Origin of the sequence: Nosocomiicoccus massiliensis (genome assembly GCF_002871345.2) — a bacterium.
Classification (GTDB): Bacteria; Bacillota; Bacilli; order Staphylococcales; family Salinicoccaceae; genus Nosocomiicoccus; species Nosocomiicoccus ampullae_A.
Window position 1 is genome coordinate 913,166 of record NZ_CP136964.1, and the last position, 24,823, is coordinate 937,988.

General features: G+C 37.4%; 10 protein-coding genes and 1 pseudogene. 2 read left to right on the forward strand and 9 right to left on the reverse strand.

The window, feature by feature from the left end; all coding sequences use genetic code 11:
• Window positions 1-11: 11 nt before the first annotated feature.
• From CJ229_RS04900 to CJ229_RS04930, 7 genes are all read right to left on the reverse strand, one after another.
• Window positions 12-392 carry an IS3 family transposase gene (locus tag CJ229_RS04900; protein ID WP_102167631.1) on the reverse strand — a complete coding sequence of 127 codons (381 nt, stop codon included), beginning with the start codon at window positions 390-392 and terminating at the stop codon, window positions 12-14.
• Between the two features lie 80 nt (window positions 393-472).
• Window positions 473-13,819, reverse strand: coding sequence for a DUF7507 domain-containing protein (locus CJ229_RS04905; RefSeq protein ID WP_317846512.1), 13,347 nt, complete (start codon window positions 13,817-13,819; stop codon window positions 473-475).
• Between the two features lie 334 nt (window positions 13,820-14,153).
• The gene (locus tag CJ229_RS04910; protein WP_257993717.1) at window positions 14,154-15,011 is read right to left on the reverse strand and encodes a metallophosphoesterase; all 858 of its coding nucleotides are present in this window, start codon (window positions 15,009-15,011) and stop codon (window positions 14,154-14,156) included.
• A complete protein-coding gene (locus CJ229_RS04915) occupies window positions 14,992-16,242 on the reverse strand; it encodes a hemolysin family protein (RefSeq protein ID WP_070710180.1) in 1,251 nt (416 codons plus the stop codon). The genes CJ229_RS04910 and CJ229_RS04915 overlap by 20 nt, the downstream gene beginning before the upstream one ends.
• A gap of 955 nt (window positions 16,243-17,197) precedes the next feature.
• Window positions 17,198-17,398 (reverse strand): copper chaperone CopZ, encoded by a 201-nt coding sequence (gene copZ, locus CJ229_RS04920; protein ID WP_083302093.1) that lies wholly within the window; start codon window positions 17,396-17,398, stop codon window positions 17,198-17,200.
• A 13-nt stretch (window positions 17,399-17,411) separates the two neighbouring features.
• Window positions 17,412-19,781: a heavy metal translocating P-type ATPase gene (locus CJ229_RS04925; RefSeq protein WP_102167890.1), complete on the reverse strand. Its 2,370-nt coding sequence runs from the start codon at window positions 19,779-19,781 to the stop codon at window positions 17,412-17,414.
• 4 nt (window positions 19,782-19,785) lie between these two features.
• Entirely contained in the window at window positions 19,786-20,079 is a 294-nt protein-coding gene (locus CJ229_RS04930) for a metal-sensitive transcriptional regulator (protein ID WP_102167889.1), read from the reverse strand.
• Between the two features lie 153 nt (window positions 20,080-20,232).
• Here CJ229_RS04930 and CJ229_RS04935 point away from each other — a divergent pair, with 153 nt between their 5' ends.
• The gene (locus CJ229_RS04935) at window positions 20,233-20,775 is read left to right on the forward strand and encodes a helix-turn-helix domain-containing protein (protein WP_102167898.1); all 543 of its coding nucleotides are present in this window, start codon (window positions 20,233-20,235) and stop codon (window positions 20,773-20,775) included.
• Window positions 20,745-21,647 (forward strand): annotated as a pseudogene (locus tag CJ229_RS04940) (IS3 family transposase); the annotation flags it as partial. The gene CJ229_RS04935 and the pseudogene CJ229_RS04940, both read left to right, overlap by 31 nt.
• 47 nt (window positions 21,648-21,694) lie before the next feature.
• Here CJ229_RS04940 and CJ229_RS04945 read toward each other — a convergent pair.
• Together CJ229_RS04945 and CJ229_RS04950 are read right to left on the reverse strand one after the other, a co-directional pair.
• Window positions 21,695-22,969, reverse strand: coding sequence for an anthrax toxin lethal factor-related metalloendopeptidase (locus tag CJ229_RS04945; RefSeq protein ID WP_102167860.1), 1,275 nt, complete (start codon window positions 22,967-22,969; stop codon window positions 21,695-21,697).
• A 105-nt stretch (window positions 22,970-23,074) separates the two neighbouring features.
• On the reverse strand, window positions 23,075-24,688 hold the full coding sequence (locus CJ229_RS04950) for a BCCT family transporter (RefSeq protein ID WP_419181874.1): 1,614 nt from the start codon (window positions 24,686-24,688) through the stop codon (window positions 23,075-23,077).
• Window positions 24,689-24,823 lie beyond the last annotated feature (135 nt).

Sequence of the window (24,823 nt, forward strand, 5' to 3'; positions counted from 1 at the left end):
AACTTTTGGAATTAAGCTAATTCTAGGGTATGTTTCCTGAATTGTTCAGGAGACATACCTTTTAATTTTATCTTGATTCTATGTTTATTATAATAATTAATATATTCATGTATTTCTTCTTCTAGGTCCTTGTAAGAATTAAAAGATTCTCCGTAAAACATTTCCTGCTTTAATAAACCAAAGAAGTTTTCCATTGGTGAGTTATCTAAGCAATTTCCTTTTCGTGACATACTCATTTTGGCACCAAATTGTTCATACATAATGACCCATTTTCGAATTATTGAAGGATTAACATTATGTTTTTTACCTAGATAAGTATATTCACCTTCATTATTCAAATACTCATTAACAACCTTAACCTTGAATTCATGACTATGTTTTTTATTTTTCATATAAAAGCACCCCTTAAGTTGGATATTAAGTCTAACTTAAGGGGTGCACATCAAATTGTCTAGGCCATTTTTGTGGAGTATTATCTCTCAGATTTTCTTCTTCTAGAGATGAGAAGCATGAATGTTCCTGCAAGTGCTAATGCAATTACTCCTGCGTAATTCGTGTTGTGCGCTTCACCAGTCTTAGGTAATTTTTCTTTCTCTTCAACTTTTGATTGAGCAGGTGTTTCTGGTGCCTTTTCAACTGGAGGAGTTACGTTAGGTACTTCCTTAGTTGGTGGCGGTGTTGGCTCAGGAGTCGGTTTAACCGGAACTTCAGGTTTCTTAGGAACCTCTGGTTTTTCAGGCTCAGGAGTCGGTTTAACTGGATCTTCTGGCTCTTTTGGTTCTTCAGGAATTTCAGGTTCTTCAGGAATTTCAGGTTCTTCTGGAGTTGGCTCTTCTTTCTTGATTGGGTAAACCACTACTGTATTTGTATCTTTTGGTTTATCACCGAAAGTAACAGTTGCAGTGTTTTCTACTCCATTAGCTAGTGCATCATCGTCAATTGTTTTGAATTTAGCTTTGATTGTCATCTTGATTGTTTGACCTTCAAGTGCTTTAAGTACTTCTTTGTTAATAACTTTAAATTCAATTGTTTGACCATTTTGTACTAACTCACCCTGTTCTAAAATACTTCCAGCTTTGAGATCGATGTTGTTAGCTTTTAGTTCACTAATTTGTACATCGATGCCTTCGATTTCAGCTTTCACTTCATTGATTTGTACTTTCAATTCTTCGATTGCTGCTTCGATTGCTTCAGTATTTACTGACTTAGCACCTTTAGGTTCTGAAACTGGTGCTTCAGTTTCTACTTCAGTAGGCTCGGTCACTTCTACTTCTTCAGATGTTTCAGTAACTTTAGATTCTTCAGTTGATTCATCTTCAGTAGGTTCTGTTAGTTCTTCAGCTTCTTTTTCTTTTGCTTGGGCAAGCGCTGCTTCTAATGCTTCAAGTTCACTTTCAAGGACTGTCAGATTAGATTGTAATTCTGCTTTTTCTGAATCGAGTTTCTTAATGTCGTCTGATGATGATTCGATTACTGTATCTTCACCAATTATCACATCTACAGATTCGATTTCTAGACGCTCATCAATCTCGTCTAAGATTGTTAGAGTTTCAATATTTTGACCTTCTTTCAGAAGTGCTTTGATATCGAAAGTAAATGTTTCACCATTGTCTGCAACTCTGTATCCGCCTTTACCGTTAACTTCTTTAGTGATTTCACCTTCTGGTTTTGGCTCAACAACTGGAAGTGTAGTATTGATTACTACATCATCAACCTCGTACACAAGTTCGTTGTTAGGTGATAACCCAGAAGCAATCGCTTTGTTTGTGATTGTTGCATATTTTAATTGCTCTTCTGTGACTTTATGTTGCACAGATACCTTGATGCTTTCTCCAACTTTTAGATCAGTTGACTCAAGCTCTATGTTTCCACCGAGCATTGGATCATTCAGAATCACTCTGTGTAGGTCTACATTTCCGTTGTTTGTGATAGTGAATGTATAGTTTACTACGTCACCCACTTTTTCAACTTCCTTAACGTCACTTTCTTTTTTGAGGGTGATGTTAGGAGAGTTTTTACCTGGAATAATAATCTTATCTTCGTCTTTAAGTGTTTCACCTTTAGGTGTCTCACCGTTAACTGTAGCGATGTTGATGATTTCGCCTTTGTTTATATCGCTTTGAGTTACAGTGTAATCTTTAGTAACTGTGATTGACTCACCTGATGCGAGTGTTGTTTTATCTAATTCGATAGTTCCACCAAGCATTGGGTCGTCTAACACAATATTTTTAAGTGTTACGTTACCGTTGTTTGTGACTTTAAAGTTATAAGTGATTACTTGACCGACTTCTGTAATCTCTTTAGCGTCGCTTGTTTTTTCTAATGTTAATTGAGAATTTTGTGTTCCGACAATTGTCACATCGTCTTCATCTGTTGAAGTATTTCCTCTTGGGTCTTCACCAGTTACTGTCGCAACGTTTTTGATTTCGCCGTTATCTAGGTCATCTTGTGTCACCGTGTATTCTTTAGAAACTGTGATTGATTTACCTGGATTCAGCATTGTATTTTCAAGTTCGATGTCTCCGCCAAGCATAGGATCATCTAACTTGACGTTTTTCATTGTCACGTTACTGTTGTTTGTGATTACGAATTTATAAACAATTTTTTGTTCAGCTTCAGTAAATTCAGTTGTTTCAGAAGATTTCTCAAGTGTTAAGTTACCTGTTACATCTTGTGGTACAGATACTGAGTCTGTATCACTGATTAGTTCTTCAGAGTTCGATGGTGTACCGAATACTGTTGCTTTGTTTTCTACAATTCCAGTATCCACGTCATCTTGAGTCACAGTGTAGCTTGCGTTCGCAAGAAGGACATCACCTGGTTTCAGTGTGATTGCTTTGATATCTTCAATTGCTTCCCCATTTACAGAAACATAAGTTATATCGCTAATACCTTCAAGTTCATCTACAAGATTTACTTTGTTAAGCGTCATGTTACCTGTGTTCGTTGCAGTGAATGTGTAGTTAATGTCTTCACCAACGATTAGGTCAGTGCAATCTGCAGTCTTCACAAGTTCGATACTTGGCTTCTGAGTGACAGGGATTTCCACTTCATCTTTGTTTTCAAGTGTCTTACCTTTCGGATCTTCCCCTTTAACAGTAGCGGTGTTGTGAACAGTGCCTTTATCAATATCGCTTTGCGTTACTTTGTATTCTTTAGAAACTGTGATTGACTCACCTGGTACTAGTGTTGTCTTTTTAAGTTCGATGTTACCACCGAGCATTGGGTCATCTAACACGATGTTTTTAAGTGTTACGTTACCGTTGTTTGTCACTTTAAAGTGATAAGGGATCACTTGACCGACTTCTGTAACTTCTTTAGTGTCGCTTGTTTTCTCTAATGTTAATTGAGAGTCTTGTGTTCCGGTAACTGTCACATTGTCTTCATGTGTTGAAGTATTTCCTTTCGGATCTTCACCAGTCACTGTCGCAACGTTGACGATTTTGCCGTTCTCTACGTCATCTTGTGTCACAGTGTATTCTTTAGAAACTGTGATTGATTTACCTGGATTAAGCATTGTATTTTCAAGTTCAATATTCCCACCAAGCATTGGGTCGTCTAACACAATGTTTTTCATTGTCACGTTACTGTTGTTTGTGATTACGAATTTATAAACAATTGTTTGTCCCACTTCAGTAAATTCAGTTGTGTCTGAAGATTTCTCAAGCGTTAAGTTACCTTGTACATCTTGTGGTACAGATACTTCATCTGTATCACTGATAGGTTCTTCAGAGTTCGATGGTGTACCGTAGACTGTCGCTTCGTTTGAAACTGATCCATTGTCTACATCCGCTTGAGTAATTGTGTAACTTGCGTTCGCAAGAAGAACGTCACCAGGTTTTAGTGTGATTGCTTCGATATCTTCAATTGCTTCTCCATTTACAGAAACATAAGTTATATCGCTTAAGCCTTCTAGTTCATCTACAAGATTTACTTTGTTAAGCGTCACGTTACCTGTGTTCGTTGCAGTGAACGTGTAGGTAATATCTTCACCAACGACTAGGTCAGTGCGATCTGCAGTCTTCACAAGTTCGATACTTGGCTTCTGTGTGACAGGAATTTCCACTTCATCTTTGTTTTCAGGCGTTTCACCTTTCGGATCTTGCCCTTTAACAGTAGCGATGTTGTGAACATTTCCTATATCAATATCATCTTGTGTTACAGTGTAATTTTTCGAAACAGTAATTGACTCACCTGGTGCTAATGTTGTGTTTTCAAGTTCAACATTCCCACCAAGCATTGGGTCGTCTAACACGATGTTTTTAATCGTGACGTTACCGTTGTTTGTCACTTTAAAGTTATAAGTAATCACTTGACCGACTTCTGTAATCTCTTTAGTGTCGCTTGTTTTCTCTAATGTTAATTGAGAGTCTTGTGTTCCGGTAACTGTCACATTGTCTTCATGTGTTGAAGTATTTCCTTTCGGATCTTCACCAGTCACTGTCGCAACGTTGACGATTTTGCCGTTCTCTACGTCATCTTGTGTCACAGTGTATTCTTTAGAAACTGTGATTGATTTACCTGGATTAAGCATTGTATTTTCAAGTTCAATATTCCCACCAAGCATTGGGTCGTCTAACACAATGTTTTTCATTGTCACGTTACTGTTGTTTGTGATTACGAATTTATAAACAATTGTTTGTCCCACTTCAGTAAATTCAGTTGTGTCTGAAGATTTCTCAAGCGTTAAGTTACCTTGTACATCTTGTGGTACAGATACTTCATCTGTATCACTGATAGGTTCTTCAGAGTTCGATGGTGTACCGTAGACTGTCGCTTCGTTTGAAACTGATCCATTGTCTACATCCGCTTGAGTAATTGTGTAACTTGCGTTCGCAAGAAGAACGTCACCAGGTTTTAGTGTGATTGCTTCGATATCTTCAATTGCTTCTCCATTTACAGAAACATAAGTTATATCGCTTAAGCCTTCTAGTTCATCTACAAGATTTACTTTGTTAAGCGTCACGTTACCTGTGTTCGTTGCAGTGAACGTGTAGGTAATATCTTCACCAACGACTAGGTCAGTGCGATCTGCAGTCTTCACAAGTTCGATACTTGGCTTCTGTGTGACAGGAATTTCCACTTCATCTTTGTGTTCAGGTGTCTTACCTTTCGGATCTTCTCCTTTAACTGTAGCGATGTTATGAATATTGCCCTTGTCAATATCGCTTTGAGTTACTTTGTATTCTTTAGAAACTGTGATTGACTCATTTGGAGCTAGTGTTGTCTTTTCAAGTTCGACGTTACCGCCGAGCATTGGGTCGTCTAGCACGATGTTTTTAATCGTGACGTTACCGTTGTTTGTCACTTTAAAGTTATAAGTAATCACTTGACCGACTTCTGTAATCTCTTTAGTGTCGCTTGTTTTCTCTAATGTTAATTGAGAGTCTTGTGTTCCGACAATTGTTACATCGTCTTTAGCTGTTGAAGTATTTCCTTTTGGATCTTCACCAGTTACTGTCGCAACGTTGACGATTTTGCCATTCTCCACGTCATCTTGTGTCACAGTGTACTCTTTAGATACAGTAATTGACTTACCAGGCGCTAATGTTGTGTTTTCAAGTTCAATATTCCCACCAAGCATTGGGTCATCTAACACAATGTTTTTCATTGTCACGTTACTGTTGTTTGTGATTACGAATTTATAAACAATTGTTTGTCCCACTTCAGTAAATTCAGTTGTGTCTGAAGATTTCTCAAGCGTTAAGTTACCTTGTACATCTTGTGGTACAGATACTTCATCTGTATCACTGATAGGTTCTTCAGAGTTCGCTGGTGTGCCGAATACTGTTGCTTTGTTTTCTACGATTCCAGTATCCACGTCATCTTGAGTCACGGTGTAACTTGCGTTCGCAAGAAGAACGTCACCTGGTTTCAGTGTGATTGCTTTGATATCTTCAATTGCTTCCCCATTTACAGAAACATAAGTTATATCGCTAATACCTTCAAGTTCATCTACAAGATTTACTTTGTTAAGTGTCACGTTACCTGTGTTCGTTGCAGTGAACGTGTAGGTAATATCTTCACCAACGACTAGGTCAGTGCGATCTGCAGTCTTCACAAGTTCGATACTTGGCTTCTGTGTGACAGGAATTTCCACTTCATCTTTGTTCTCAGGTGTCTTACCTTTCGGATCTTCTCCTTTAACTGTAGCGATGTTATGAATATTGCCCTTGTCAATATCGCTTTGAGTTACTTTGTATTCTTTAGAAACTGTGATTGACTCATTTGGAGCTAGTGTTGTCTTTTCAAGTTCGACGTTACCGCCGAGCATTGGGTCGTCTAGCACGATGTTTTTAAGAGTGACGTTACCGTTGTTTGTCACTTTAAAGTTATAAGTGACCACTTGACCGACTTCTTTAACTTCTTTAGTGTCGCTTGTTTTCTCTAATGTTAATTGAGAATTTTGTGTTCCGGTAATTGTTACATCGTCTTTAGCTGTTGAAGTATTTCCTTTTGGATCTTCACCAGTTACTGTCGCAACGTTGACGATTTTGCCGTTCTCTACGTCATCTTGTGTCACAGTGTACTCTTTAGAAACTGTGATTGACTCACTTGGAGCTAGTGTTGTGTTTTCAAGTTCAATGTTTCCACCAAGCATTGGGTCGTCTAACACGATGTTTTTAATCGTGACGTTACCGTTGTTTGTCACTTTAAAGTTATAAGTGATCACTTGACCGACTTCTGTAATCTCTTTAGTGTCGCTTGTTTTCTCTAATGTTAATTGAGGGTCTTGTGTTCCGGTAATTGTTACATCGTCTTTAGCTGTTGAAGTATTTCCTTTCGGATCTTCACCTGTCGCTGTTGCGACGTTGACGATTTCACCTTTATCTAGGTCATCTTGTGTCACAGTGTGCTCTTTAGATACAGTGATTGACTTACCTGGTGCTAATGTTGTGTTTTCAAGTTCAATATTCCCACCAAGCATTGGGTCATCTAACACAATGTTCTTCATTGTCACATTGCTATTGTTTGTTACTTTAAAGTTATAAGTTACAATTTGACCAGCTCTTCTAAACTCTTCAGTCTTACTTGTCTTTTCGAGTTTTAGACTACCTGTAATGTCTTGCGTTACCGTCACATCGTCTTTTGCTTGAATTGGCTCATCGACGTTTGGCGGTGTACCAAAGACAGTCGCTTCATTCTTCACTGATCCATTATCCATATCTGTTTGAGTAATTGTGTAACTTGCGTTCGCAAGAAGAACGTCACCTGGTTTCAGTGTGATTGCTTCGATATCTTCAATATTTTCCCTATTTACAGAGACATACGTGATATCGCTTAAGCCATCAAGAATATCTTTAATATTTACTTGAGTTAATGTCACGTTACCTGTGTTCGTTGTAGTGAATGTGTAGTTGATATCTTGACCAACGACTAGGTCAGTGCGATCTGCAGTCTTCACAAGTTCGATACTTGGCTTCTGAGTAACAGGAATTTCCACTTCATCTTTGTTCTCAGGTGTCTTACCTTTCGGATCTTCTCCTTTAACGGTAGCGATGTTGTGAACTTTACCCTTGTCAATATCGCTTTGAGTTACTTTGTATTCTTTAGAAACTGTGATTGATTCACCTGGTGCTAGTGTTGTGTTTTCAAGTTCAATGTTTCCACCAAGCATTGGGTCGTCTAACACGATGTTTTTAATCGTGACGTTACCGTTGTTTGTCACTTTAAAGTTATAAGTGATCACTTGACCGACTTCTGTAATCTCTTTAGTGTCGCTTGTTTTCTCTAATGTTAATTGAGGGTCTTGTGTTCCGGTAATTGTTACATCGTCTTTAGCTGTTGAAGTATTTCCTTTTGGATCTTCACCTGTCGCTGTCGCGACGTTGACGATTTCACCTTTATCTAAGTCATCTTGTGTCACAGTGTGCTCTTTAGATACAGTGATTGACTTACCTGGTGCTAGTGTTGTCTTTTCAAGTTCGATGTCTCCACCGAGCATTGGGTCATCTAACACAATGTTTTTAAGTGTTACGTTACCGTTGTTTGTCACTTTAAAGTTATAAGTGATCACTTGACCGACTTCTGTAATCTCTTTAGTGTCGCTTGTTTTCTCTAATGTTAATTGAGAGTCTTGTGTTCCGGTAATTGTTACATCGTCTTTTGCTTGAATTGGCTCATCGACGTTTGGTGGTGTACCGTATACTGTCGCTTCATTCTTCACTGACCCATTGTCCACGTCAGCTTGAGTGATTGTGTAGTTTGCGTTCGCAACAAGTACGTCACCTGGTTTTAGTGTGATTGCTTCGATATCGTCAATTGCTTCTCCATTTACAGAAACATAAGTTATATCGCTAATACCTTCAAGTTCATCTACAAGATTTACTTTGTTAAGCGTCACGTTACCTGTGTTCGTTGCAGTGAACGTGTAGGTAATATCTTCACCAACGACTAGGTCAGTGTGATCTGCTTCTTTGACTAAAGAGATACTAGGTTGTTGATCTGCAGGTACATCTTTTTCATCCGTAGCTGTAGAAGTTTCACCTTTTGAATCTTCTCCCGTTACAACCGCAATATTTGGGATATTCCCCTTATCCATGTCGCTTTGAGTTACAGTGTAATCTTTTGATACAGTGATTGACTTACCAGGCTTTAATGTTGTGTTTTCAAGTTCAATGTTTCCACCAAGCATTGGGTCGATTAGTACGATATTGTTCATTGTCACTTTACTATTGTTCGTAATGACAAAATCGTAAGTAATTGTTTGACCAATCTCTGCATAGGACTCTGTTGAAGTAGATTTTTTAAGCTCAAGATTTCCATGAAACTCTTCTGAAACTGTAACTTCATCTTTAGCTTCTACTGGTTTATCACTATTCGGAGGTGTACCAGAGACAGTGGCTTCGTTCTTCACTGATCCATTATCTATATCTGCTTGAGTAATTGTGTAACTTGCGTTCGCAAGCAGGATGTCACCAGGTTTCAGAGTAATTGCTTCAACATCTTCAATCACTTCTCCATTTACGGATACATATGTGATATCGCTTAAGCCTTCTAAAACATCAGTGATTTCAACATTTGATAATGTAACATTCCCGTCATTCGTTACTAGGAATATATAGTCAATATTTTCGTCAACTACTAAATCACTACGAACAGCGAGCTTATCAATACTGATACTTGGCTTCTGAGTGACAGGAATTTCCACTTCATCTTTGTGTTCAGGTGTCTTACCTTTCGGATCTTCACCTTTAACAGTAGCGGTGTTGTGAACAGTGCCTTTATCAATATCATCTTGAGTTACAGTGTACTCTTTAGAAACTGTGATTGACTCACCAGGTGCTAGTGTTGTTTTCTCTAATTCAATAGTTCCGCCAAGCATTGGGTCGTCTAACACGATATTCTTCATTGTTACATTACCGTTGTTTGTCACTTTAAAGTTATAAGTGACTACTTGACCGACTTCTGTAACTTCTTTAGTGTCGCTTGTCTTCTCTAGTGTTAACTGAGGGTCTTGTGTTCCAACAACTGTTACATCGTCTTCATCTGTTGAGGTATTTCCTTTTGGATCTTCACCAGTTACTGTCGCTTTGTTTGAAACTGATCCATTGTCTACGTCAGCTTGAGTCACCGTGTAACTTGCGTTCGCAAGAAGAACGTCACCTGGTTTCAGTGTGATTGCTTCGATATCTTCAATTGCTTCTCCATTTACAGAGACATACGTGATATCGCTTAAGCCATCAAGAATATCTTTAATATTTACTTGAGTTAATGTCACGTTACCTGTGTTCGTTGTAGTGAATGTGTAGTTGATATCTTGACCAACGACTAGGTCAGTGCGATCTGCAGTCTTCACAAGTTCGATACTTGGCTTCTGAGTAACAGGAATTTCCACTTCATCTTTGTTCTCAGGTGTCTTACCTTTCGGATCTTCTCCTTTAACGGTAGCGATGTTGTGAACTTTACCCTTGTCAATATCGCTTTGAGTTACTTTGTATTCTTTAGAAACTGTGATTGATTCACCTGGTGCTAGTGTTGTGTTTTCAAGTTCAATGTTTCCACCAAGCATTGGGTCGTCTAACACGATGTTTTTAATCGTGACGTTACCGTTGTTTGTCACTTTAAAGTTATAAGTGATCACTTGACCGACTTCTGTAATCTCTTTAGTGTCGCTTGTTTTCTCTAATGTTAATTGAGGGTCTTGTGTTCCGGTAATTGTTACATCGTCTTTAGCTGTTGAAGTATTTCCTTTTGGATCTTCACCTGTCGCTGTCGCGACGTTGACGATTTCACCTTTATCTAAGTCATCTTGTGTCACAGTGTGCTCTTTAGATACAGTGATTGACTTACCTGGTGCTAGTGTTGTCTTTTCAAGTTCGATGTCTCCACCGAGCATTGGGTCATCTAACACAATGTTTTTAAGTGTTACGTTACCGTTGTTTGTCACTTTAAAGTTATAAGTGATCACTTGACCGACTTCTGTAATCTCTTTAGTGTCGCTTGTTTTCTCTAATGTTAATTGAGAGTCTTGTGTTCCGGTAATTGTTACATCGTCTTTTGCTTGAATTGGCTCATCGACGTTTGGTGGTGTACCGTATACTGTCGCTTCATTCTTCACTGACCCATTGTCCACGTCAGCTTGAGTGATTGTGTAGTTTGCGTTCGCAACAAGTACGTCACCTGGTTTTAGTGTGATTGCTTCGATATCGTCAATTGCTTCTCCATTTACAGAAACATAAGTTATATCGCTAATACCTTCAAGTTCATCTACAAGATTTACTTTGTTAAGCGTCACGTTACCTGTGTTCGTTGCAGTGAACGTGTAGGTAATATCTTCACCAACGACTAGGTCAGTGTGATCTGCTTCTTTGACTAAAGAGATACTAGGTTGTTGATCTGCAGGTACATCTTTTTCATCCGTAGCTGTAGAAGTTTCACCTTTTGAATCTTCTCCCGTTACAACCGCAATATTTGGGATATTCCCCTTATCCATGTCGCTTTGAGTTACAGTGTAATCTTTTGATACAGTGATTGACTTACCAGGCTTTAATGTTGTGTTTTCAAGTTCAATGTTTCCACCAAGCATTGGGTCGATTAGTACGATATTGTTCATTGTCACTTTACTATTGTTCGTAATGACAAAATCGTAAGTAATTGTTTGACCAATCTCTGCATAGGACTCTGTTGAAGTAGATTTTTTAAGCTCAAGATTTCCATGAAACTCTTCTGAAACTGTAACTTCATCTTTAGCTTCTACTGGTTTATCACTATTCGGAGGTGTACCAGAGACAGTGGCTTCGTTCTTCACTGATCCATTATCTATATCTGCTTGAGTAATTGTGTAACTTGCGTTCGCAAGCAGGATGTCACCAGGTTTCAGAGTAATTGCTTCAACATCTTCAATCACTTCTCCATTTACGGATACATATGTGATATCGCTTAAGCCTTCTAAAACATCAGTGATTTCAACATTTGATAATGTAACATTCCCGTCATTCGTCACTAGGAATACATAGTTAATATTTTCGTTAACTTTTAAATCACTACGAACAGCGAGTTTATCAATACTGATACTTGGCTTCTGAGTGACAGGGATTTCCACTTCATCTTTGTGTTCAAGTGTCTTACCTTTCGGATCTTCACCTTTAACAGTAGCGCTGTTGTGAACAGTGCCTTTGTCAATATCGCTTTGCGTTACTTTGTATTCTTTAGAAACTGTGATTGACTCACCTGGGGCTAGTGTTGTTTTATCTAATTCGATATTCCCACCGAGCATTGGGTCGTCTAACACAATATTTTTAATCGTTACGTTACCGTTGTTTGTCACTTTAAAATGATAAGGAATCACTTGACCGACTTCTGTAACTTCTTTAGTGTCGCTTGTCTTCTCTAGTGTTAATTGAGGGTCTTGTGTTCCGGTAACGGTTACATTGTCTTCATCTTTTGAAGTATTTCCTTTCGGATCTTCACCAGTTACTGTCGCAACGTTGACGATTTCGCCTTTATCTAGGTCATCTTGTGTCACAGTGTAATCTTTAGAAACTGTGATTGACTTACCAGGGGCTAATGTTGTCTTGTCAAGGTCGATGTCTCCACCGAGCATTGGGTCGTCTAGTTTAATTTTATTTAAAGTAATGTTACCGGTATTTTTAATTTCAAACGTATATGTTACTTTTTGCCCTACTTTAGTTATTGTATCAACATCACTTGTTTTAGTGAGTTCAATTTTTGGTTCAGAAATTAGCGTATTAGTAACGTTAAAATTATCTTCATTATAAGTCGCAGTGTAGCCATCGACTATGGTTTCTTTAATATAGTACTTATAGTTTTGACCAGTTGATGAATACGCTGGTTTCGTTCCAAAATCGTATTTCCATTGGTCATTAGCATCTGGAGTTACTTTAACAGTGTCAACTAAGGTACCATTAGAAAGGTCGCCTGTTGTTCTGTATAATTCTAGTTCGATTTCAGGTGGCCGATTCGATTCTCCACCTTTGTCTTCCCAAATTTTCGTACCGCTTATATCAAGAGTTTTACCTTGAACTTTAGGTACTATAAATTCTCTTGTTGGAGAATTTGGATCTGTAGTATTTGGGATAAGCGTTGTCGTATCATTTGTAGTGAAATAATCCGTACCGTTAAAACTTTCTTTATCAGTGTTGATATTCACCTTATATCGAATATTTATATACTGATCTTTACCAAGCATCAAGCTGCCAAGTGTGATCGTGTTATTTTCATATCCTACAGTAACTCCTGTTAAGAATTTAGGGTCTGCAGCAGAAAGATAATACGATCCATCTGTAAGTTGATCATTAGACGCTCGTTTAAATTCACCATCCGTCAGAGCGAGGTTCACATATTCACTCATTGGATCTGTTACTTCACCGTTATTGATTGTACCTGTGATACCTTTTGCAAGACCAGTTAAAATGTCAACTAGCTCATTTGCTTTATCAGCATTATAGAATTGCTCAGGAGATGAGGCGATATTTTGCATTACATAAGTGACTTGTTCTTTAGTTGCTCCAGCGTCACCAGTTAACTCAATACCGATTGAGTACATATTAATGCCACTACTTTGAATAGCCTTTGCTTCAGTAATAGTGTTTGTACCATGATTTTTGTTAGTTTCATAATTGAAACTTGTTCCATTTCCCTTAAGTACACCTTTCTCATAACTTATTGTTGGGGAACCATCAGTAATTGTAATAATGACTTTATTTTTTGCGTTACTCGAATTTAGGATTTCTTTTGCAACTTGCAAACCTTCTTGAATATTTGTTCCACCATCATTCGCACGGCCTCTATCTCTAGGAGTATTTGTAGGTATTTTATTAATCAATGTACTTGCACTTTTTGTGAGTGTTTTGTAGGAATAGTTATCAGTATTCCCAGCATAGATTTGGTTTTTTCTTCCATCTAAAACGTTTGTACCAAACGTAACAAGTGCTATTCTGATGCTGTCATTGTCAGCTGTTAGAGTCTGATTAATAAAGTTCGTTACTGCTTCTTTAGCAATTGCAACTCTATTATTAGTCGCCATACTATTGGAATTATCGTAAACGATTACGATATCTGTCGGCTCTTTTATTACTTTTTCCTTACCTTGTACTTTTAAGTCTATGAAGTATTCACCTGGAGTGCCAGTATAGGTTGCTGTCTTAGAAATGATAGAGTCTTCAAACTCTTGAGGGTTTTGAGGGTTAATTACTCCGCCGGAGTCATTTGGTTCTACTTGTTCAGTTCCATCGGCGGCCAATGCTCGATTATTCTCCGTCAGGAGTGGAGATATTGAACTAAACATACTTGATGCAATAATCAAAAGTGATAAGGTGACCATTAGAACAATTTTTGAAAATGATTTTCTTCGCATTTTATATCACATTTACTCCTTTCCATATATTGGTAATAAAATCACATAAACATATTTTTATAGAATCACATTAATTGTACCATAATTTTAAGCCAGATAAATTTTTTATAGATAAGTTATAGAATATATTGTGATTGAGATTACAATACGTTGTAACTTAAGACTTCTAACGTTTTAATTTATTATACAATTAAAGGTCGATATTATCTAAATATTCTAATAATAAATATATATTCGTTTTATATAATTTAAGATCTTTTATGTGATGTGCTACCCCTTAAGTTGGATATTAAGTCTAACTTAAGGGGTGCACATCAGATTTCAGTGATGCCCATTATTTTGCTTTTAACGTTACTGATACAATTTCTGGTCGATTAAACACGCGCCACGGGAAGCGACTATTCCCAAGGCCACGGCTAATGATGAGTGCTGAATTATTTTTTGTATGAATACCTTCAGTGAATTTAGGTAGTGCACCCTGGTCTGGGGCATATAACCCTTTTACAATTGGAAGCCTTATTTGACCGCCGTGCGCGTGGCCACTAAATATTAGATCCACCGGGTATTTCGAATATCTCGAAAACTGTTCTGGTCGATGCGCTAGTAAAATTGTGAAATAGTCCCCAACATGATTTAAACGATCATCTAACATCTCATCGTATTTGTTATAAATATTTGGGTTGGTTTCTTCATCTCCAAAAATTCTTAAATCGTGAATTCCTGTAATTTCTATCGTGTCATTGCCGCGCGAGATGAAAAAATTATTCGTCGATGCGTTATTGACACCTGTATTTAAAATTTTTTTGTAAATGCCTTCGAAGTCTTTATAAAATGCCTCATGATTTCCTGTTACATAATAACACGGCGCAATCTCCATAAGGCTTGCGAGCATTTGAATCCCACGTTTTTCGTTCGTAGTACGTCTGTCGATTAAATCGCCTGTGACTAAAATGATATCCGGGTTCGTTTCTTTAACTGCTTGAAGTAAATGTTTTCCATTTCGTCCAAAATACGTGTTGTGATAATCTGACACTTGTGTGATTTTAAATCCATCAAATGACGCCGGAATTTTTGATGATTGATGCGTCACTTTACGTGTGAAGATATTTTTATTTTGCACCCATAGAAATCTTCCAAGCGCGATGAAAAACCCTGTTAGAACAGCGAATATGTTAGCTCGTGATTTCATCATCTTCAACCTCTAGTTTAGTAATACGTACGAGACGAATCGTGTTTTCTTCCATAACTAAAATTTCATAGCGGTTTTCATCGTCTTCTATCGTATCAAAGCGCTCCGGAATATCTTCGAATAGATAATATAAGTAACCGGATAACGTGTTTTCTTCTTCTGGAATATTTGACTGGAAAATTCCGTTTAGCCTGTGTAGCGTGATTTTACCATCACAAACGATAACGTCATCACGTAAATAACGAACGATCGCACTCTCTGTCGTATCCAGTTCGTCTTTAATCTCAATACCGAGAAGTGTTTCGATAATATCTTCGTGTGTTAGTAATCCTTCTGTACCACCATATTCATCCATTACGATAACCATATGGCGACGGTGTTTCGTCATAAGAAGGAGTACTTCTTCAATATTATTAAACTCTCTAACTCGTAACGGATCTGTATCACAAAAATCGACAAATGGTCGGCTTGGATCGAGTGACCACTTGAGTAAATACTTCGTATGGAAAATCCCGATAATATCGTCCGTATCTTCACCATAAACTGGGTATCTCGTGTACATTCCTTCGATGACGATATCTCTAACTTCTTCAAATGTCGAATCGATTTGAATCGCATGCATATCTGTACGCGGCGTTTGAAGGACGTCTTTAACATTTAACGTATCAAAGTCGAGTACACCACGAAGACGTAATGACTCTTTTCTATCAAGCGCCCCTTCACCACCTGCGATATCAACAATCGACATAATCTCATCTTTAGTGACAGTCCAAGATTCCTTTTCACCTTTAGATAATTTATTTGTAATGAGATCAGTAATCTTATTCAGCACGATTGTAATCGGCTTAAAGATAATTATAAATAAATTAATAATCGGCATAACCATTTTACCGACTTGTTCAGGAAACGCTGCTACGATCGACTTCGGTAAAATTTCAGCAAATAAAATAATACTCACAGTTAAAATAATCGTCAGTACCGTTAAGTTATAGCCATACTCGATTGCGATCGTCGTAAGAAGTACCGGCATCACGAGGTTCGCGATATTATTTCCAATTAAAATCGTCGTAATAAACTCACTTGGTTTAGATACTAATTTATGTAATTTCTTTGATTGGAGGTCACCAGCGTTCGCTTCACTTTGTAATCTCAACTGGTTCGCTGCAGTAAGCGCCGTTTCACTTCCAGAGAAAAACAGCGACACAAAAAACAATATAAATATGGCGATAAGCATTATCGTCGACTCCGTTCATCAGTAATACTATTATTTTACAAAACATAGCGTAGAAAATAAAATAATTGAGGTGAAAGAGGATTAGTAGGTTGAAAAGCAAGTGGAAACCGGTGTGGATGGGTGCTTTTTATCTGTAAAGGGCAATAAGTGCATTTGTTCGGATTTTATTTAACATAAATATCCCGATTTTGTTAGTTATCCGGATATAATTAACAAATTCTCCCCCGCGCACCACGTTTTTGTTAAATATAATTTTTTATATAACAAAAATTGATAAAACACGCGTAATTCTGTTAATTAAATCAGTATATCTAACAGATTCGACTATTTTTTGTGAATAAGATTGGGCGGGTAGTGTTTTTTTATCCTTAAAGAGATAAAGCACAACTTCGTCTAAATATATTTAACATAAATATCCCGATTTTGTTAGTTATCCGGATATAATTAACAAATTCTGCCCCGCGCACCACGATTTTGTTAAATATAATTTTTTATATAACAAAAATTGATAAAACACGCGTAATTTTGTTAATTAAATCAATATATCTAACAGATTCGACTATTTTTTGTGAATAAGATTGGGCGGGTGGTGTTTTTTTATCCTTAAAGAGATAAAGCACAACTTCGTCTAAATATATTTAACATAAATATCGCGATTTTGTTAGTTATCCGGATATAATTAACAAATTCTGCCCCGCGCACCACGATTTTGTTAAATATAATTTTTTATATAACAAAAATTGATGAAAAACACGAAATTTTGTTAATTAAATCAATATATCTAACAGATTCGACTATTTTTTGTTAATAAAATCGGTCAGACAGTCTATTTTTATTTCTTATAAGAATTAAAACCTCGTCCATCTTTACATAACGAACGCACTCTAATCTCTTCCACCGACTCTTCGCATAAAAAGACCCCCGCATCACCGAGTGATGCGAGGGGTATACTCAATTACACAACGTCGTAGCCTTGATCTTCGATTGCTTCTGACATTGCTTCTTTCGTAACACTGTCTTCATGTTTGACTGTAACGTCGCCGTTTTCTAAGTCAACTGTTGCTGATTGTACACCATCTAAATTGTTTAATGCTGTTTCTACAGCCTGTTTACAATGACCACATGTCATACCTTCGACTTTAATAATTGATTCCATTATATAATCACTCCTATAATTTTACACGTTTTAATCGTAATGCATTTGATACTACACTCACTGAACTAAATGCCATCGCAGCTCCAGCAACCCATGGTGCTAAAAGTCCTAAGGCTGCGATTGGTATTCCGAGTGTATTATAGAAAAACGCCCAGAATAAGTTTTGCTTAATATTACGAATAGTTTTATGGCTCAGTGAAATTGCTTTATGAATGAGTGTTAAGTCTTCACCGAGTATTGTTAAGTCCGCTGCTTCAATCGCAACGTCAGTCCCTGTTCCAATCGCAATACCAATGTCAGCGAGTGCTAAAGCTGGCGCGTCGTTTACACCGTCACCAACCATCCCTACTACTTTACCCGAATTTTGGTATTTTTTAACAACTTCTGCTTTTTCCTCTGGTAAAACTTCTGCAATGACTGTATCAATTCCGACTGTTCTTGCGATTGCTTCTGCAGTACGTTTATTGTCTCCAGTTAGCATGACGACCTCTAATCCGTCTTCATGGAGTAATTTTACCGCTTTTTTTGCAGTATCTTTTACAGTATCTAGTACAGCAATCGTTCCCTTATATTCTCCGTTTACTGCAACAATCATCGCTGTTTTACCGTCATATTCATAGACTTCCATATCATCTGCTGCTGATAAATTAACCGCTCGATCACGCATTAGTTTTCTCGTACCAACTAACACTTCTTTACTTTCAATCGTCGCTTCAATACCATGACCTGGTATTGCTTTAAAATCGTCGACAGATAATAATTCGAGTCCTTCACTTTTAGCGTATTTAACAATTGCATTTGCGAGCGGGTGCTCGGAATGATTCTCTGCACTTGCGAGCAATTGTAATGTCTCATCACTACCAGTATAATCCGTTACTTCTGGTGTGCCGTTCGTGATTGTACCTGTCTTATCTAAAATGATCGTGTCGAGTTGGTGAGTTTTCTCTAAGTGTTCTCCACCTTTAAAGAGAATTCCTTGCTCTGCACCTTTACCCGTACCAACCATAATTGACGTTGGTGTTGCAAGTCCTAACGCACATGGACATGCGATAACTAATACTGACACACTCGCAACAAGTGCTGGTTCAACTTTTCCTGTAATTAAATACCAAAGGATAAATGTCACAATTCCAATTCCAATAACGATTGGCACAAAGTAGTTTGAAATAACGTCTGCCATACGCTGAATAGGTGCTTTCACACCTTGTGCATCTTCAACGATTTTTACGATAGATTGAAGTGCAGTATCTTTACCCACTCTCGTCGCGCGCATTTCTAATGTACCGTTTTCGTTTACAGTCGATCCAATTAACTCGTCACCTTTATTTTTTTCGACTGGAATAGATTCACCTGTTAACATTGACTCATCGATTGATGAATTTCCTTTTAATACAATACCATCTACCGGTATCTTTTCACCAGGTTTAATCATTAATATATCGTCAACAACAACTTCTTCAACAGGAATCATTACTTCTTTTCCGTCACGAATAACTCTTGCTTCTCGCGCTTGCATATCAAGAAGTTTTGAAATTGCACTAGACGTTTCGGATTTTGCACGCGCTTCTAAATATTTACCGAATAAGATTAATGTAATAATAACTGCTGACGCTTCAAAATATAAATGTGGTTCTGTACCAAATTTCATCCATTTATACGTCTCATATAAACTGAATAAGAATGCTGCACTTGTACCCATAACGACGAGTACGTCCATATTCGCGTTAAATGTTTTTAAATTTTTATAGGCACTCTTATAAAATTGCCAACCAATTATAAATTGTACGGGTGCCGCGAATGCAAGTTGAAACCAAGGATTCATGAAAATTGCTGGTAAATGAACACCAAGTAAGTGATCGAGCATCGTCAGTAAAAGTGGTGCCGAAAGAATCGCGCTAATAATGACTTTTCGTTTTAACTTTTCAGTTGCTTCATCTTTTTTAGTAGCACTGTCTGTGTCATCTTCTACTGTTTCAGCATCATATCCAATTTTTTGGATACGTTTAATAATGTCATACTCTGATAATTCTTGTTCGTTATATGTTACTGTCGCTTTTTCTGTCGTTAAGTTAACCGTCGCTGTTTCGACACTATCCATTTTGTTTAGTACTTTTTCGATTCGAGATGAACAAGACGCACACGTCATACCTGTAATATTAAACTCTGACGTCTTCATTTGAACGTCGTATCCTAGGTTTTTAATCTTATCTTTTACGTCTTTGGTCGATAACTTGTCATTATCATATTTAACTGTCGCGAGTTCAGTCGCGAGGTTCACTTGTGCATCTACGCCGTCCATTTTATTTAGTACTTTTTCAATACGTGAAGAACACGCACTACACGTCATGCCTGTAATTTTGAGTGTTTCTTTTTTCTCACTCATTCACTCACCTACTTTTTGAAAATTGTTTTAAAATACGCATTAACTCTTCGATATAATCGTCACCTTCACCTGTTTGAATTGCATCTGTCACGCAGTGTTTCATGTGGCGTTCAGTAATTTCAAGTCCAACGTTATGGAGTGCAGATTCAATCGCACGAATTTGTATTAAAATATCCATACAGTACCTATCTTCTTCTACCATACGTTCCACACCGCGTACTTGTCCTTCAATACGACTCAAACGATTGATAAGTTTCGTCTTTTCTTCATCGTGTCGAATTGTTTTCTCTCTTTCCACGTCGTCACCTCTTTACCATTTATAACCCTATTATATACCCTATATGGGTATATTTCAAGTCAATGAAATACCTCCACAAATAAAAAACAGTTACGAAAATGAGGTGCACCCCTAAAGTTGGACACTAAAATCCAACTTTAGGGGTGTTTTTGTATGAAGTATAAAAAGCATAGCTTTGAATTTAAGGTAAAAGTAGTTAATGAATATTTAAATGAAGCAGGAGGATATAAATTTTTAGGTGAAAAGCATAATGTGGATAGATCGCTTGTTCAAACATGGGTAAAACAATACAACACATATGGCTATCAGGGCCTCACTAAATCTCTAAGTAATACTCAATATACTAGTGAATTTAAGCGAGCTGTTTTAAAATATAGAGAAGAAAATCAATTGTCTTATAGAGAAACAGCGGAACACTTTGGTATCAAGCATTTTTCAACAATCGCTAACTGGAATCGCAAGATTCAAGAAGGTGGCCCAGCTGCTCTAGAGGGCAAACAAGGGAGACCAATAAAACATATGCCTAATAAAGAAAATAACCAAAAACAAGTATCGAAGAGTGAACCACTGAATGAAACAGAACGCGAAGAGTTAGAACGTCTAAGAGAAGAACTAAGAATGAAAGAACTGGAAAATATCATTCTAAAAAAGTTAAATGCCTTACCGACAGATCCAACAGACAAAAAACGAAAGTAGCGCTTGAGGTAAGGCAAGAAACGACTTATACACTAAAAGAGATTTTAACAGTGTTGAAGCTACCGAAGTCTGTATATTACTACTGGATAAAACATATGGATGATCAGAAACAAAAAGATCGATGGCTAGTAAATAAAATTAAAGAAATTGTATCAAAACATAAAGGTAGATATGGTTACAGAAGAATCAAAGCGATACTCGAAAACAGAGAACAAATTGTGGTGAATCATAAGCGCTTGTTACGCATTATGAAAACCTATAATTTACTATGTCAAAAATTCAAAAACAAATCGAGAACACGTTACAGTTCATATAAAGGACAAGTTGGAAAAGTCGCTCCAAATAAGGTAAAGCGTAACTTTAAGCCGAAAACATTTAATCAACTATGGGTCACAGATGTCACAGAGTTTGCGTTACCTATCAAAGGCAAGAAACTATATTTATCAACGATTATGGATTGTTATAACTCTGAAGTGATTGCCTATCAATTAAGTCGTTCACCAAACCTAGCAATCGCTATAAATCCTTTAAATAAAGCACTTGAGGAACACCAACACAATCTAAACCAATTAGTTGTTCACTCGGATCAAGGATTTCATTATCAGCATAGTAGTTGGGGAAATACCATAACAGAATATGGTGCAACAATGAGTATGTCACGTAAAGGAAACTGTTTAGATAATTCACCGATGGAGAACTTCTTTGGCTTATTAAAGCAGGAAATGTTTTATGGAGAAGTATTCAAGACATATGAAGCATTAGAGATCGCAGTACATGAATATATTAGATACTATAATAAAGATAGAATTAAGCTAAAATTAAAAGGCATGTCTCCTGAAGAATTCAGGAAACATACCTTACAATCTGCATAATTCCAAAAGTCCAACTTTTGGGTAGCACATCAAAATCGTAACTGTTTTTAATCTTCTTCTCGACCTGAATAATATAAATAAACGATTGCTAATAAAATAAGCACGACTGAGACGCTTAAAATTACGATCCACGTCATATGTTTTGGCATTGTTTTGACGTGGGACGTTTCACTTGTAAACGTGTTTTCTTCACCTTGAATATTTTTCTCCATAATTCTTGGCTGGAAGATTTGATATGCGTCACTTAAGTTAGCCGTCGCATCGTCGACTTCTTCTTGCGAAATATCTTCATTTACTATGCGCTGTAAAATACTCGCCGCTTCTTTTTTCGCTTCTCTTAACTCTGGTGTGATATTACTCTCAGGCACTTTTCCAACTTCAACGAGTAACGCACTCAAACGGTCTGTCTCGACGTTTGCTTTTGCGGTCGTATAAATCGATTCGACGTACGTTTTGTCTATGACGTTATCGTTTTTATCACGTACTTCAACAGCCACCTCGTAAAGCGTGCTCGGCTCAAGTCCATCGACGACTGCTGTTAAATCTTGTGTCCTGTGAACGACAGAACCATTAACAATCACGTTATAATATTCTCCACTATAATCATCCCATGATAATGAAAAACCATCGCTTTTTACGTCAGTAATCGTAAACACTTTACGGTGCATATTTTCTAAAAATGCTGCCGTTTTTGGAGCGCGTGATGATAGTATATTACGCGTATCTTGACTTAAATAATAATACGCAAAACTTTCTGCAAAATACTCTTCGACGTATTTAAAATACGGTTGCCCTGGGAACATTTTTTCATATTCTTCAGCATGAATTTGAACGAATTCTTCTTCATTAGATATCGTCATCCCGTCGACTAAAAAGCTGTCGACGATATGTCCAAACTCGTGTAATTCTAAATTCACGTCACCGTGATTATTTTTAATTCCAGGTTCACTCGCTCCGACTCTTACATACGACTGGAATCCTCCGAGCCCTGGTATGTTATCCCACGTATCAGTATGTCCGCGTGGTACGACACCTTTTAAATTACTAAACTCCGGGAACTCCGTCATCGGTAAATCCGATAGTATTATCGTGACACCACTCTGAGATACGTTTTCTAAAATACGCTGGTCAATTCGATTTAATCGACTGATGATGTTATTTACATGTGTTTCATTTTCTTCACTATTTTCACTTAATCGTACATCGATCATATCCATTAAGTACGGGCTGACCGACGTTTCATTTGCGACTGCTGTCATCGGTGACAGTAGCACAGCCGGTATGAGTAAAAAAGATAGCAAAATCTTTTTAATCGTACGCATTGCCTCACTCCTAGTTACGTCAATAGTACCATAACTACTTCAAGTCATCACTGGTGGTGTGTAAATTTTGACAAAGAAAAAAGAACCACCGTATGGTGATTCCTTTTATATACCTTTTTGGTCGCTTGTTTCATCGATATAGTCTAATATATCTTGACTATGCTCTTGTGGCGTTCTTGATAGATACTCTTTCATCTGCTTCTCGTCTGGTCGAATTGTAAGACCGAGATATTTACGTTCGTTATTTGCATCTTTAAAGAACGCAATTACCATTAAAATTATGACGACACTAAACGGTAATGCGACAATAATCGCAGCAGACTGAATCGCACTTAGTGCTTCTTCTCCCCCTGCAAGTAGTAATACAACTGCAATTGCAGATAAAGAAATACCCCATATGACTTTCATGATTGTAGATGGTTGTAATGAACCATTAGATGTCTGCATACCAAGAACGAATGTGGCTGAGTCTGCACTCGTTATAAAGAATACTGCAACTAGGAAAATCGCAATCACCGATAGTAACGTACCAAGTGGTAGCTTATCGAATATCGCAAATAGTTGCTCTTCTGGTGCAAGTTCTGCTATCCCTGGGAATTGTAATGCGATGTTCATTCCTGTCGTGCCAAATACACTAAACCAAACAATCGCAATTAATGTTGGTACGAGCATAACTGCTAGGACGAATTCTCGAATTGTACGCCCTCGAGACACACGTGCAATAAATACACCTACAAATGGCGTCCAGCTCAACCACCAACCCCAGTAGTAAATCGTCCAGTCTTGCAACCATTGAGATTTCTGAGGGTTATTAAAACCTGAGTCTAAAGTTTGATACATAAATTCTTGTAAATAGACCCCCGTTGACGTAGTCATCATTGTGAAAATCGCAAGTGTAGGACCTACAATTAATACGATTAAAAATAAAATTCCTGCAAGCACCATATTAGTATTACTTAACAATTGAATCCCTTTAGATAACCCTGTATATGCACTGAGTAAAAAGAGAATTGTAACAACAATAATAATGATAAGTTGAATGGAGAATCCGTTTGGAATTCCAAATAAGTACGTGAGTCCCCCGTTAATTTGAAGTGTACCGACACCAAGAGAGACCGCAACACCAACGACTGTGGCGAAGACTGCGAGAACATCAATGATCGTTCCAAGCCATCCATCCACCTTATCTCCAAAGATTGGACGTAATGTTTTAGAGATTAGACCATTCTCCTCTTTACGAAATGCTGCATAAGCTAATGCAAGCGCAACTACTCCGTACGCTGCCCAAGCGTGAATCCCCCAGTGCATGATCGTCGCACGCATTGCTTCGAGTGCTTGATCTTTTCCACCTTCACCAGTTGAAGGATTCACCATGTGACTAATTGGTTCAGACGCACCATAGAACACTAAACCAATTCCCATTCCTGCACTAAATAACATCGCTAACCAAGAAATCGTCCTGAATTCTGGCTTTTCATCGGGCTTACCGAGCTTTAATTTTCCGATAGGACTGAGCGATAAAAAGATACAGAAAAAGATAAATCCTGTCATAATAATCATATAGTACCAGCCGAGATTGACTGAAATTGCATTCGCTATTTTTCCAGCAATATTTCCAAACTCCTCTGGGAAAAATACACCTATCAATACAAGCAGAAGGACGACTACTACAGAGACTTTAAATACATTTGTTAACCGTTTACCTTCATTGTCTGTCAAAATTTTCTCTCCTTTTGTAATTTTATAACATACTATTATAAGACATTTAACATCTGGTGAGTCAAGAAGAACTCTTATTTTATTCTTTTTTAAAGCATCACACCTTACATTTCGATATGATAATATTATAAATAT

Excerpts from the sequence above, each read along its gene's own strand:
- CJ229_RS04900 (WP_102167631.1), bottom strand. The coding sequence starts at position 392 with ATGAAAAATAAAAAACATAGTCATGAATTCAAGGTTAAGGTTGTTAAT.
- CJ229_RS04905 (WP_317846512.1), bottom strand. The coding sequence starts at position 13,819 with ATGCGAAGAAAATCATTTTCAAAAATTGTTCTAATGGTCACCTTATCA.
- CJ229_RS04910 (WP_257993717.1), bottom strand. The coding sequence starts at position 15,011 with ATGATGAAATCACGAGCTAACATATTCGCTGTTCTAACAGGGTTTTTC.
- CJ229_RS04915 (WP_070710180.1), bottom strand. The coding sequence starts at position 16,242 with ATGCTTATCGCCATATTTATATTGTTTTTTGTGTCGCTGTTTTTCTCT.
- copZ (WP_083302093.1), bottom strand. The coding sequence starts at position 17,398 with ATGGAATCAATTATTAAAGTCGAAGGTATGACATGTGGTCATTGTAAA.
- CJ229_RS04925 (WP_102167890.1), bottom strand. The coding sequence starts at position 19,781 with ATGAGTGAGAAAAAAGAAACACTCAAAATTACAGGCATGACGTGTAGT.
- CJ229_RS04935 (WP_102167898.1), top strand. The coding sequence starts at position 20,233 with ATGAAGTATAAAAAGCATAGCTTTGAATTTAAGGTAAAAGTAGTTAAT.
- CJ229_RS04945 (WP_102167860.1), bottom strand. The coding sequence starts at position 22,969 with ATGCGTACGATTAAAAAGATTTTGCTATCTTTTTTACTCATACCGGCT.